The following is an 11,937-nucleotide window of genomic DNA, read 5'->3' on the forward strand; positions in this document are numbered from 1 at the left end:
ATTTTAGACATTGGAAAGGGACAGGGCATCTTGTACTTAGTAATCAAAAGGTATTATGCATTATTCGTATGGATTGATGCACTTGAGATCCTCACAACCAAAAGCTTGAGTCATCATTGCAGATAGCTCTTGAGAAACTTGACTATCGAGATTGAATTTGAGCATGATTTGGTCATAGGCTTGTCCCTGCGCTGTCAACTTTGCCATTTGCTCAAACTCTACCCAAGTCAAATCACTCTCCACAAAAGCTTTAGCAAGGGTGATTACCAGTTCCTCATAATCATTGTCTTCCAGTTTTGTCATCATCCGATGTTCAATGTGAAGCGAATCATCGAAACAGTAATACCAGGATTTTGGTTGCTGGTTAACTACCCTTCGGAAAAAATCCTGTTGTTTGGAACGGTTAACAGCATGATCTCCTTCGCTACATACCATTAAAATAGGAGCAGAAACACAGCCTTCAGCCTTTTCTAAAACCTCTTCTGCCAATTGAAGAAATATCCGTAATGCCTTGAGACAAAAACCCTTATAACCAAAATTGCCAGATGCATCTTTGTTGAACCATTCAAAGTAAATTGGCAGAATTTTGATAAGTTGATCCAATAGTGAGTAACGACTAGCTAAATAAGGCGTGAACAATAAAGTGCGGTCAATCTCCTGGGGATGCTCTAAAGCTAACCAAGCAGCTAAAGTTCCACCTGTTGACAATCCTCCAATTACAACTTGTTGACCTAGCGTTTTTGCAATCTGCAACCATTTGAGTAAAAATTGTTGATATATCTGAATATCTGTTGGTAGTGGTGGAGGATTTTGACGATTCCAGTTGCCTGAGCGTCCATGACCAGGTTGTAAAGGAATCAGAACGTTATATCCCTTGTTAAAGAAGGCTTTACCGAGCGGCTCGAACTGGTAAGGGCCTGCTGTAAAACCATGCAAAAACAAAAAAACTTTTGACGTTAAGTAAGGATGAATTAAAAATTTGGAACGACAGGCTTCGTTTTTAAGACCTAGTGTAGACTCTAATTGGTGAACTTGCTCCAGGATTTCTGCTGTATTTTGGATGCCAACTTTCATTTATTACTTATTGTCTTTACATATAATATATTTTACTTTATTAATTAAGTAGTTACTTGGGATCTAACAGAGGATATATTTTTGAGTTACCCTGTCAGAAAAGTAAAAGATTTTTAATAAAATAAAATTTAGGTTCCGAGCTAAAAAAATTTGCCATTGCTCTATCAAAGATAGTGTTTTGCGGAAGTCAAAAGTCAAAAGTTTTGTATATCAAAGCTTTTGACTTTTGAATGGTAGCTTGATTTCCGCCGCGCTGTACTAAATATATTGCAAAAAATTCAGGGAGAGGGCGCTATTCCTCTTGTACATCAACCCAAATACTGCCTTCTTCCACACGAATAGGAAATACTGGCAATGCTTTTTGTGGCGAAACCATCGAGAGTACTTTACCAACACCAGGTGGCCAAGAACACCAGCCTTGTACTTCACCAGTCCGTAGGTCAAAAGCACTGCGATGGAAGGTACAAACTATTGCTCCATCTTCAGTGATTTTCCCACTTTTCAAGGGTAATTTTAAGTGGGGACAGTAGTTATCTACAGCATAAAGCTGATTTTCGTGGTTCAAAACCAGAATTTTCCGGTTGCCAACTTTCACCACTTGTCGCGTACCTGGGGAAAGTGCTTCAACTGCAAGAACTTTAGTCCAACTCATTAGGTTCTCCTCTCCTAATTAATCTGCTTTCAGTTTCTCGCAATTGTAACCACTGCGATCGCCTTTGAGTACTAGGGAGTCAAAAAGCTTTCACCCCCACAGCTTTTAGCTCTTTTGTCCTCACCATAGGATTAATAGGTTCATGAAAAATATTTCTAAGGAAATCAATGCCCTAGTCTCAAGCCTCTTTCCATAAGCATCTGAGGTTCAATATTCTCAACTTTAGGTATCGCTTCTAACTGAGAAATCCTAGTGATCGCATCTGCAATATTACCTGATTGGGCACGCAACCAAGCGGTGTGAGGTGCATAGTCAAGGCTTTCTACTATTTCGTAACCGACTCGATTAATTACCTCTGGCTGCGACTTCACATCAACGCCTTCAGCAAAGCGGATGAAAATAAGCCCGGTTGGTACTGCTAAAGAACCATTTGGTTGTAATGTGTAAATTGGACTTAGTGTTCCCTGTTCTGATTGATTGGGTTCGCCTAGAAAAACTGCTATTTTACCATCGTTAAGTTGTAAAATAGCTCCTGTTACCAGGGTTTTGGGTTGATTGTAATGTATCGCATAATATCCAGGCTTACGAGTGTAAGATACAGCAGTGCGTAGTCGTAGCCCGGCGTAGGCATCGCTGCCAACGCGAATTTCTTCAGGATACTCAGAAAAGTAATCTTTTTGAAATCTCACTTCAGGAATCAGGGGTAAAGAGTACACCTGTAGAAAATACTCTGCTGGGAAATAAAACATTTTTTCAAGTTCTAATGATGTTATAGCGTTTTTCAATGGTATGGAATACAAATTTTCTATCGGAATGCAAGCTATACGCCAATACGCTTGGGTTAAGCAAATTTATCTGTTAAGGCAGGCAGGGGAGGCAGAGGAAGCAGGGGGGAAGAAAAAAGCTTAACTGAACTGTATTGAGCTATACGCCTTTATTCATATTGAAGATTCGTAAAACAGCCTGACCTTGAATCCCTCTTTTCTGGAAAGACGAATCGAAAGCTTGTATGAACTTAGATAGATTAAATTCTGTTTGAGTTGTATCTTTTTAAACCGTAATACACATATAACACATGAAATCAGAAGCATCCATAAACTAACTTTTAACTCCTAACTCCTAACTGTTTTGCCCAATGCCCAATTTTTAACTAATTCGGCGGAATTCCCCATCCGTCTGTACGGTGGGGATGGATAGCCGGACGACGACGAAAGCATCTCCGACCGACATCAATCGTCAGATTGATTAGGGAGTGGGGTGGTTGAGTCGTCGTCAATCTTGGGGATAGGCAGCCTGTCGATCCAATCCTCAACCAATTGCGTAACTGTTTTTTCTTTGCTTTGTGCGTAAGCCTTAAGCTTGTCATTTCGTTTTTGCGACAATCTAACTCTAATGGATCTTTCTTTCATAATGTATCACTATGATGGATACATCCATGATATTATATAAATGGTTGCTAACCCACCCGACCGTATTGAACAGACAGGCTAACGTCAAAGTAGTAGTAAGATACTTGCCGCAGACAAATCGGTAGATCGGGGAAAGAACACTGTTAGCTGGTTGACTATTGTCGTGAATCCAAGCGGTGTTGTGCAAAACAAAAATCAAACTGCCTGTGGTAGACGGGCGGCTGCCTGTGGACGCTTTGTAAGACCATCATCGGGTTCAGTCCCGAACTCTTAGAAATAAGAGTCCCTAACGTGGCAAGAGCGGAAGAAACGGGAAACTCCGAAAACGAATAAGACCGTCATTGTTTTTCTGGAATTGGAAGCCCCAACTTCAGCGAAGCAAGTTGGGGTACTTCACGATAGTAATATTCCAAATATCCCAGGAGATAAAATTATGGTTCAAGTTCGTTATGGTGGGCAGAATGGCCAACAATATGAACTTGCTATCAGTGACGAACACGTTGTAGTGCGTACCGAAAGCCGCAGCGCTCTTATTGGTGCAAGACCTTTTGAAGTCGCACCAATATCACCTACAGCTCGCAGTATCCTGAATGAATTCGAGTTAGCAACACGGTTTCGGCAAGCGGGTGTAGAAATTTTGCGAGCGAAAGTTCCGACTGAAGGTGTGGCTTTGCGCGATCGCGCCCGTGAAATTCTCAACCAAGAGCCTGAAGTCCAATTTGCCGGACGTGTTCTTGTCGATCCAGTATCCCAACAACCTATAATTTACACCGAAAACCTCTTCCTTAAATTCCATAGCGAAGAAGAGTTAACGGTTTGCCAAGAGGTCTTAAGACGTTACGACTTAACAATTAAACGCCAACTGGAATATGCACCAAATGCTTACTTTGTCAGTGCATCTGCAAATACTGGTATAGCCATCTTTGACATCGCCGAAAGACTTTTGAATGAAGAATCAGTTGATCTGTGCCATCCTGAACTAGTGCGGGAGTTACGCCAACGTCAGGTTTTCCCGCAGCAGTGGCACTTAAAGCAAACAACAATTAATGGTAAGGTAATTAACGCCCATGCCAACGTTGAGGCAGCTTGGAAGTTGAGCGATGGCACTGGGACGATTATTGCAATTATTGACGACGGTGTGGATCTCGATCATGAAGAGTTCCGTTCCTCTGGAAAAATTGTTGCTCCGCGTGATGTCACACGTAAAACTGACAATCCCAGCCCAGGAAACGACAATAACCACGGGACGGGCTGTGCAGGAGTAGCTTGTGCAAACGGCAAGTTTGGTGCATCTGGTGTAGCACCGGGTGCAAAGCTGATGCCAATTCGTTTAGCTTCGGCGCTGGGGTCGCAGGATGAAGCAGATGCTTTTGTTTGGGCGGCTCAAAATGGTGCTGATGTGATCTCTTGTAGCTGGGGGCCCTCAGACGGTGTTTGGTTTGAGCGAAACGATCCTGTACATAACCAGAAAGTACCTCTGCCTGATTCCACACGCCTTGCTATAGAGTTTGCAATCAATAAGGGACGCAACGGCAAGGGCTGTGTAATTTTATTTGCGGCTGGCAATGGTAACGAAAGCGTCGATAATGATGGCTACGCCAGCTACCAAAAGGTGATTGCTGTGGCAGCTTGTAACGATTACGGCACGAGAAGCGCTTACAGTGACTTTGGTCAGGCGGTCTGGTGTGCCTTCCCCAGCAACAATGGTGAGAGTTCTCAAACCAGTGGAATTTGGACAACCGATCGCTCTGGTGTAGTTGGCTATAATTCGGGTAATCGGAATCTGGGTGACGCTCCAGGCAACTACACGAACCAATTCGGCGGAACTTCCAGTGCTTGTCCGGGTGCAGCTGGTGTTGCAGCCCTAATTATTGCCAGAAACCCAAATCTGCGTTGGGACGAAGTGCGAGATATTATTAAACGCTCTTGCGATCGCATTGATCAAGCTGGAGGTAAATATGATACCAATGGTCGTAGTCCCTTCTACGGTTACGGTCGCATGAATGCTCTGAAAGCTGTAGAATTGGCCAAGCCACCTGAAAAATTACCCATCACCAGATTCCAGGCAGTGCAAGATGTCCCAATTAACGACTTACAAACATCAACATTGTCGTTGGCGATCGCTAGTACTAACCTGATAAAATCTATCAAAGTTAATGTAGACATCGAGCATACTTTTATTGGCGATCTTATAGTTACTCTTCTTCCCCCAGTGCAAACAGGCGTACTTCCTGTAATTCTGCACAATCGCCAGGGCGGAGCTACAGATAATATTAAAACTATTTATGACGAGATAAATACCCTTAAACTTGCTGCCCTTAAAGGTAAAAATCCTCAAGGAACCTGGACTCTAGAAGTTGCAGATAAAACTGACGCAGATACAGGAAAGATTCGCAGTTTGACCATTGATATCATGTCCGCATAGATAGTTATGCTAACCACATCCACTACACCCCACCCCCAGCCCCTCCCCGCTTGCGGGGAGGGGAGACAAAGCGTAGCTTTGGCGGGGTGGGGTTCTTCGGGTTTAATAAGCAATCAAGCGGACATGATATGAAATTGGATTTTAGACCAAGGGTATTGGCTTAAGGATAATTATAGGCTGGGTGAGCGATCGCAAAACCCAACCTTTTTGCGTGAATTTCGTGGCGAGTTGAAATTTAAACGCAAGGCGCTTTAACTTCCCTACGGGAAGGAATCGCAAAGCTTCAATCATCACTCTACCCACAGTTGGGTAAAACGTTCAGCCGTCCATCCAACAATATCTGAGACTTGGCCATCACCAATTTCTACAATTCGCTTAGTACCATCTCTACGCTCTATTACATCCACAGAAAAGAACTGACTTTTAATCCGCTTGGCACACTCAGAAACAATCTCTGGAATTTCTTCATCTGGTAAAGCGGCAAAAGGTTTACCATATACGACAAAGTAACGCCTCTCGGTTTCAGACACAAAATCTTCAATCCGCCGCACACAAATACCTCCTTCAATGCTGCCCCGAAATGTCTATTTGGATTGAATATACAGCTAATTACTAATTATATCGGACGGAACTCTGTAACTCTCTGAGATGGAGTGCTGTAAACAATCCTGCAAAACCACCTCCGAGAATCACAATCGGCAGAGCATTTTTTGCTTTATGTATTTGCGATCGCATAATTTAAATATACCTTGGAAAATACCCACCCAATCTCTAGCCCTATCAAGGTGATTTTTGTATTCATTACCACCTTTGAACTCGGCAGTTGAACCTTTTTACTCGACAGTTGAGCCTTTTTACTCGACAGTTGAACCTTTTTGCTCGGCAGTTGAGCCTTTTTACTCGACAGTTGAGCCTTTTTACTCGGCAGTTGAGCCTTTTTGCTCGACAGTTGAGCCTTTTTGCTCGACAGTTGAGCCTTTTTACTCGGCAGTTGAGCCTTTTTACTCGGCAGTTGAGCCTTTTTACTCGGCAGTTGAGCCTTTTTACTCGGAAGTTCGCACACAAGAGCCGAAACTCTGGTTTTGAGGTAGGGGCAATTCATGAATTGCCCCAAAGAACGTCTAGTTTTGCAGATAAAAAACTATTGTAACGACACAAGACAATCTGTTAGCTGTGAGTCACCGCCTCTTTCGCCAAGAACTTCTCTAATTCTGTCAGCGCATCAGCATCAACCTTAGTTTGCATTGGGCAGAACTTAGGCCCACACATCGAACAAAACTCAGCAGTTTTATAGATATCTGCTGGCAGAGTTTCATCGTGATATTCCTTAGCTCTTTCTGGATCGAGTGATAATTCAAACTGACGGTTCCAATCGAAGTTGTAACGCGCCTTAGAAAGTTCATCATCTCTATCTCTTGCACCAGGGCGATGTCTAGCAATATCAGCCGCATGAGCCGCTATTTTATAGGCAATCAACCCATTCCGCACATCTTCGGCATTTGGTAAGCCCAAATGTTCTTTAGGTGTTACATAACACAGCATTGCAGTACCGTACCATCCAGCCATTGCGGCTCCAATGGCTGAAGTGATATGGTCATAACCGGGAGCAATGTCTGTCACTAATGGCCCCAAAACATAGAAAGGTGCTTCAGAACACTCTTCCATTTGCTTACGGACGTTGAATTCAATTTGATCCATTGGGACGTGTCCAGGCCCTTCCACCATCACCTGTACATCATCTTCCCAGGCTTTGCGAGTTAGCTGTCCAAGGGTTTTCAATTCAGCTAATTGTGCTTCATCTGAAGCATCATGGGTGCAGCCAGGACGCAGGGAATCTCCTAAACTAAAGGAGACATCGTACCTTTTGAAAATCTCAATAATATCTTGGAAGTGGGTATAAAGCGGGTTTTGTTTGTGGTGATGCAACATCCACCGCGCCAAAATACCGCCTCCACGAGAGACAATACCAGTGATGCGATTTCTCACCAAAGGTAAATGCTCAATCAAAATCCCTGCGTGGATAGTTTGATAGTCTACTCCTTGCTGGGCGTGCTTTTCGATGATATGGAGGAAATCATCAGCAGTCAGGTTTTCGATTGTGCCGTGGACACTTTCTAAAGCTTGGTAAACTGGCACTGTACCAATGGGAACAGGGGAAGCGTTGATGATGGCGGTACGAATTTCATCCAAATTACCGCCGCCTGTGGATAAATCCATTACGGTATCAGCACCGTACTTCACCGCCAAATTCAGCTTATCAACTTCTTCCTGAAGATTAGAAGAGTTGGGAGAAGCGCCGATATTAGCATTTACCTTACATTTAGAGGCGATGCCAATAGCCATTGGCTCTAGGTTAGTGTGATTTATATTAGCAGGGATAATCATTCGTCCCCGCGCCACTTCCTCACGAATGAGATCAGCAGGGAGATTTTCGCGTTGGGCGACGTAGTGCATTTCTTCGGTGATAACACCTTGGCGGGCGTAGTGCATTTGAGATACATTACTTTGCCCACGTCGTTTAGCAACCCATTCTGTCCGCATATTGTAATTCCTCAATAAACAGCTTCCCTCCGCTGGTATTACCCAGACTCAGGTGTTAAGGGTGTGATCTCAGCCTGGTTATGTAGGCACCCCTAGCATGGATGTAGTGTACCACCTTCGTTATATCTAGAGGCAAGGGTGTTAATAAATTATGCTGTTTTTTCGGAGTCTGGCGATGTCTACGACGGGCTGCGCCTACGCTGTTTCTGTTGAATAATGTCTGATACTGCCTTGTGAATCTCCTCTGGAGTCATTGAGGCGGGATAAGTCGCAGTAGGAGGTTTTGCCGTCAAACGATCCGCAAGCGCGTAAAAAGCCTCTTGATCATCTTGATGTGCAATGACATAAGCGCGTAATTCTGCATTGCTCATAGCATGAAAGTTTAGTTTACTCATGGATATTCCCAGTTGCCATCACGACTAATCACAATTTCTATATCTTCTCCAGCTAAGATGAATATTTTTCCAGTGCGCTCATCCAGACGCACCATGTAAATTGGTTTGTACGCAGTTGTCAATAGTTGACACAGGTAGACACACTTTAGGGCTTGTACTGCTGTTGGAAGTATAACAACTCCTTTGATATAAAAACTTATTTATATTTTATAGTAATTTAATGAGGTCAAAGCAATACCATAGTTTGTTAATTTTGCGATTGCAGAGGTTTATAGCTATTGGTGTGCAATGATATTGGAGTTTATCAAGCTGTAACTCGAACATCAGAAGAAAAAGATTGTTCGCAATACTTTCTAATTAGGGCTTGGGCATTTTCTCGCCGATTTCCTGTAAATAAATTACATACTACTTCTTCAGATTGAGAGTAAAGATGTAATAATCCAAAGTCTTTTACCCGTGAATAAAGTAAAGGAACTGCTGCAAGAGCGAGTAAGGCTGCCTTTTTGCGATCGCGCTCTCTTGCTTCAGGATAATCATGATATGAAGATTGAAAATCCACTACTAAACAAGGTTTGTAGTCAGAATTAGTGATTAGAGCGTCCACACTGGAGCTAAAGAAAAACTTTCTCAGTTCTATATCAAGGTTGCTGTCTAGTTCACAAAATTGACATAAGCTAACCTGTGTATGAATTTTATAATTTTCATCTACACAGGTTTGCAGAAATTCCAGCATCCTTTCTTCGTAAGAATTAATTAATCTTTTTGATTTAATGCTCATTAATTTTTTCCATCATCATCATATATTTAACAAAATATGTAAGTAATTCTTCTAGAATTTCATGGGAAACTACAGACAACTGACCTGTATATGGAAATAGTCTGTCTTCATCAACATATAGAGCTATATTATATTTACTTATTATTTTTTCAAAATTATATAGATTGCTTCCTTGATAGGTTACGTCAATATAACTCATTAAATCAAAGCTGAATTCTTCATCTTCATCGTCCACTTCAGGATCTTGCTGAGGCAATGTGTCTATAGAAATTTTGTAATGATTAACTAATTGCCTAAAAGCGAAAGTTCTACCAGGTCTAACCCAAATAAATTTTGAGGTAATTGCAAGGTCATTAAAATATTTTCCAGTTGGATCTTCACCTAAATCAACTGCCTCATTTCTTCCATCAGGAATATTTATATATAAAATATGCTGTTTTAGTAGTGTTTTAGGAATAGAAATACATAAACTATCCTGTCTTTGAGATAAAATCAATTGATAACGTTTAGCTCCTTTTCCAGGATTTTTTAATTTATATCCTATATATTGAGATGTGCGCTTTTCCTCAAACTTGTCATAAAAACCAAGTTTATCCAGCAGACTGGTAGCTAAAGACAGCAAATCTTCCCCGCCTTCAATCACTTGGATATTTGTTGAAATCAAACGGGGAACGCCGTTTTCTACCTCAAAACGCTGGATAACATCATATATAATTTTTGACATGAATTAATTCCCAAAAACCTTGGTTAAGGTTCATGGGAATAGTGTAACGCTTATTCTTAAATAATCCAATAGTCTTAGCTAAGATTTTTAGATTTTATGGGAAGTGCTTATTTTCCCTATAGCTTGATGACTATACTAAAGGCGATCGCACCCTCACTTCTTCAGCCAAAAGCTTTTAACTATCGGTATTATGGAGCGATCGCCTTTACTTTGTACATTGCCTCATCCACTGCCCAATTGCGCGAATTATACCTGAGTAAAAGAAACCTCTAAGAAGGTTTTACTACGCCAAACCGTCCCTCTCCGACGGGCGAGAGGGACAGACTTGAACGACAGTTCAAGGCAGGGAGAGGTTTGTTAAACTCGCTGTTTAACAAGTAGGGACATGATATAACTGAACTGTATCGACCTATAGATTTGCCCTTTTAGGAAAGCAAGCTATGCACAGCATCTGCTAAAGAAGGGGAATTTAACACAAAAATTACGAATTACGAAGTTGTTCAATTAGCTCAATAATTTGTTGGTAATACTGGATATTTCCTTCTTGATAATACAAGTCTGCTGATTTCTGGAAATCTGTAATTGCTCGTTGAGAGTCTCCCAGATTGCGATAGACATCTGCCCTAAGAATGTAAGCTGAAGCCCAATTAGGCTGACGCAGCAAGGCTTGGTTTAAGTCTGCAAGCGCCCCTTGTAAGTCTCCCAGCAAAGAACGGCTACGACCCCGATTGTACCAGTCTTCTGCAAAGCTAGGGTCGATCGCGATCGCTCGACTATAATCTTCTATTGCCCCTTGATAATCTTCTAGAGCATAGTGAGCATTAGCGCGATCGCTGTAAAATGCAGCAGATTGAGGATTTATTTGTAATGCTTGGGTGTAATCTGCGATCGCATTTTCATAAGCTTCTAAAGCATAATGGGTAGAACCTCGGTTGTAATATGCTTCAACTAAATCGGGATTAATTTCTAATGCTTGATTATAATCTGCGATCGCTCCTTGTTCATCTCCTAAAAGACGACGAGCATTTCCTCGATTGCAATAGGCTTGAGAAAATTCAGGAACCAACTCTATTGCTTGGGTGTTATCATCAATTGCTCCCTGTAAATCTTGCAAAGCTTCACGGGCAATCCCCCGACCGTAATAAGCTGCGGCTAAGTTATCATTAATTTGCAATGCCCGATCGTAATCTTTAATTGCTGCTTTATAATCTCCTAAAGAACGACGAGCCGCGGCGCGATCGCAATATCCTTCTGCTAAATTAGGATTGAGTTGTAATAAGCGATTACTATCTTCAATTGCACCTTGATAATTTCCCAGTCGGCGACGAGCATTCGCCCGAAAGCCGTATACTAAAGCTAGAGTCGGATTTTCTTGTAACGCTTGGTCATAATCTGCGATCGCACCCTCATAATCCCCAAGAGTACTACGAATCAGACCTCGCTCAGAATAGGCTTGCACATCATCAGGATTGAACTTTAATGCTTGGTTAAAATCCTCAATTGCTTGATGATATTCTTTGAGATGAGCAAGAACCAGTCCCCGATTGTAATATGCTCCGGCAAACTTGGGATTGATTTCTAGGGCGCGGTTGAAATTAGCGATCGCACTTTGATAATCTGCTAAAGAGTAGTAGGCATTACCTCGATTATGATAAGCTTCTGCCAAGTTTGGATCTAATTGTAATGCTCGGTCGTGGTCAGCGATCGCTTCGTGAAAATTTCCTAAGATATGGTGAATATTACCGCGATTGCTGTAAGCTGCGGCAAAATTGGGATGCCACTGTAAAGCTTGCTGAAAATCAGCGATCGCACCTTGATGATCGCCGCTTTCAAAACAAGCTACACCCCGATTATGATAAGCATTGGCAATATCAATATTGATATTATCAGCTAACTGGGTACTAGTTTCTATTGTTTGGATATAATCAGCGATCGCTTT

At 42.0% G+C, this 11,937-nt stretch carries 14 protein-coding genes and 1 riboswitch; of the genes, 2 read left to right on the plus strand and 12 right to left on the minus strand.

The features are described from left to right. Window positions 1–60: 60 nt before the first annotated feature. The 4 genes from VE944_RS11895 to VE944_RS11910 all read right to left on the minus strand — a co-directional run bounded on the left by VE944_RS11895 (window position 61) and on the right by VE944_RS11910 (window position 3,002). Window positions 61–1,074 (minus strand): alpha/beta hydrolase, encoded by a 1,014-nt coding sequence (locus VE944_RS11895; RefSeq protein ID WP_324977041.1) that lies wholly within the window; start codon window positions 1,072–1,074, stop codon window positions 61–63. Between the two features lie 292 nt (window positions 1,075–1,366). Next, window positions 1,367–1,726, minus strand: coding sequence for a Rieske (2Fe-2S) protein (locus VE944_RS11900; protein WP_324977044.1), 360 nt, complete (start codon window positions 1,724–1,726; stop codon window positions 1,367–1,369). 164 nt (window positions 1,727–1,890) lie between these two features. Continuing rightward, the gene (locus VE944_RS11905) at window positions 1,891–2,475 is read right to left on the minus strand and encodes a hypothetical protein (protein ID WP_324977047.1); all 585 of its coding nucleotides are present in this window, start codon (window positions 2,473–2,475) and stop codon (window positions 1,891–1,893) included. 401 nt (window positions 2,476–2,876) lie between these two features. Next, window positions 2,877–3,002, minus strand: a complete 126-nt coding sequence (locus VE944_RS11910; RefSeq protein WP_324977049.1) for a hypothetical protein — start codon at window positions 3,000–3,002, stop codon at window positions 2,877–2,879. A 566-nt stretch (window positions 3,003–3,568) separates the two neighbouring features. Between VE944_RS11910 and VE944_RS11915 the strand changes: the two genes are divergently transcribed. Continuing rightward, window positions 3,569–5,560, plus strand: a complete 1,992-nt coding sequence (locus tag VE944_RS11915; RefSeq protein WP_324977052.1) for a S8 family serine peptidase — start codon at window positions 3,569–3,571, stop codon at window positions 5,558–5,560. A gap of 290 nt (window positions 5,561–5,850) precedes the next feature. Here the strand turns inward: VE944_RS11915 and VE944_RS11920 are convergent, their stop codons facing one another. The 7 genes from VE944_RS11920 to VE944_RS11950 form a co-directional block, all read right to left on the minus strand. Next, window positions 5,851–6,129, minus strand: a complete 279-nt coding sequence (locus VE944_RS11920; protein ID WP_324977090.1) for an ATP-grasp domain-containing protein — start codon at window positions 6,127–6,129, stop codon at window positions 5,851–5,853. A gap of 146 nt (window positions 6,130–6,275) precedes the next feature. Continuing rightward, on the minus strand, window positions 6,276–6,662 hold the full coding sequence (locus tag VE944_RS11925) for a hypothetical protein (RefSeq protein ID WP_324977059.1): 387 nt from the start codon (window positions 6,660–6,662) through the stop codon (window positions 6,276–6,278). A 65-nt stretch (window positions 6,663–6,727) separates the two neighbouring features. Continuing rightward, entirely contained in the window at window positions 6,728–8,101 is a 1,374-nt protein-coding gene (gene thiC, locus VE944_RS11930) for a phosphomethylpyrimidine synthase (RefSeq protein ID WP_324977063.1), read from the minus strand. Window positions 8,102–8,108: 7 nt separating this feature from the next. Continuing rightward, window positions 8,109–8,205: riboswitch (TPP riboswitch) on the minus strand. Window positions 8,206–8,280: 75 nt separating this feature from the next. Then, the gene (locus VE944_RS11935; protein ID WP_414690123.1) at window positions 8,281–8,496 is read right to left on the minus strand and encodes a DUF6887 family protein; all 216 of its coding nucleotides are present in this window, start codon (window positions 8,494–8,496) and stop codon (window positions 8,281–8,283) included. Beyond that, complete coding sequence (locus VE944_RS34125; RefSeq protein WP_414690124.1) at window positions 8,493–8,696, minus strand: DUF6888 family protein; 204 nt, start codon at window positions 8,694–8,696, stop codon at window positions 8,493–8,495. The genes VE944_RS11935 and VE944_RS34125 overlap by 4 nt, the downstream gene beginning before the upstream one ends. 104 nt (window positions 8,697–8,800) lie before the next feature. After that, window positions 8,801–9,274, minus strand: coding sequence for a DUF2726 domain-containing protein (locus VE944_RS11945; protein ID WP_324977072.1), 474 nt, complete (start codon window positions 9,272–9,274; stop codon window positions 8,801–8,803). Next, entirely contained in the window at window positions 9,264–9,998 is a 735-nt protein-coding gene (locus VE944_RS11950; RefSeq protein WP_324977075.1) for a hypothetical protein, read from the minus strand. The genes VE944_RS11945 and VE944_RS11950 overlap by 11 nt, the downstream gene beginning before the upstream one ends. A 96-nt stretch (window positions 9,999–10,094) precedes the next feature. Here VE944_RS11950 and VE944_RS11955 point away from each other — a divergent pair, with 96 nt between their 5' ends. Further along, window positions 10,095–10,271, plus strand: coding sequence for a hypothetical protein (locus VE944_RS11955; RefSeq protein ID WP_324977078.1), 177 nt, complete (start codon window positions 10,095–10,097; stop codon window positions 10,269–10,271). A 208-nt stretch (window positions 10,272–10,479) separates the two neighbouring features. Here the strand turns inward: VE944_RS11955 and VE944_RS11960 are convergent. Next, window positions 10,480–11,937: tetratricopeptide repeat protein (locus VE944_RS11960; RefSeq protein ID WP_324977080.1), on the minus strand; the 1,458-nt coding region annotated here is incomplete at its 5' end.

The sequence above is a fragment of the Nostoc sp. genome (assembly GCF_035638895.1).
In the GTDB taxonomy this organism is placed as follows: domain Bacteria; phylum Cyanobacteriota; class Cyanobacteriia; order Cyanobacteriales; family Nostocaceae; genus Nostoc.

Excerpts from the sequence above, each read along its gene's own strand:
- VE944_RS11895 (WP_324977041.1), bottom strand. The coding sequence starts at position 1,074 with ATGAAAGTTGGCATCCAAAATACAGCAGAAATCCTGGAGCAAGTTCAC.
- VE944_RS11900 (WP_324977044.1), bottom strand. The coding sequence starts at position 1,726 with ATGAGTTGGACTAAAGTTCTTGCAGTTGAAGCACTTTCCCCAGGTACG.
- VE944_RS11905 (WP_324977047.1), bottom strand. The coding sequence starts at position 2,475 with ATGTTTTATTTCCCAGCAGAGTATTTTCTACAGGTGTACTCTTTACCC.
- VE944_RS11915 (WP_324977052.1), top strand. The coding sequence starts at position 3,569 with ATGGTTCAAGTTCGTTATGGTGGGCAGAATGGCCAACAATATGAACTT.
- VE944_RS11925 (WP_324977059.1), bottom strand. The coding sequence starts at position 6,662 with ATGAATTGCCCCTACCTCAAAACCAGAGTTTCGGCTCTTGTGTGCGAA.
- thiC (WP_324977063.1), bottom strand. The coding sequence starts at position 8,101 with ATGCGGACAGAATGGGTTGCTAAACGACGTGGGCAAAGTAATGTATCT.
- VE944_RS11935 (WP_414690123.1), bottom strand. The coding sequence starts at position 8,496 with ATGAGTAAACTAAACTTTCATGCTATGAGCAATGCAGAATTACGCGCT.
- VE944_RS11945 (WP_324977072.1), bottom strand. The coding sequence starts at position 9,274 with ATGAGCATTAAATCAAAAAGATTAATTAATTCTTACGAAGAAAGGATG.
- VE944_RS11950 (WP_324977075.1), bottom strand. The coding sequence starts at position 9,998 with ATGTCAAAAATTATATATGATGTTATCCAGCGTTTTGAGGTAGAAAAC.
- VE944_RS11955 (WP_324977078.1), top strand. The coding sequence starts at position 10,095 with ATGGGAAGTGCTTATTTTCCCTATAGCTTGATGACTATACTAAAGGCG.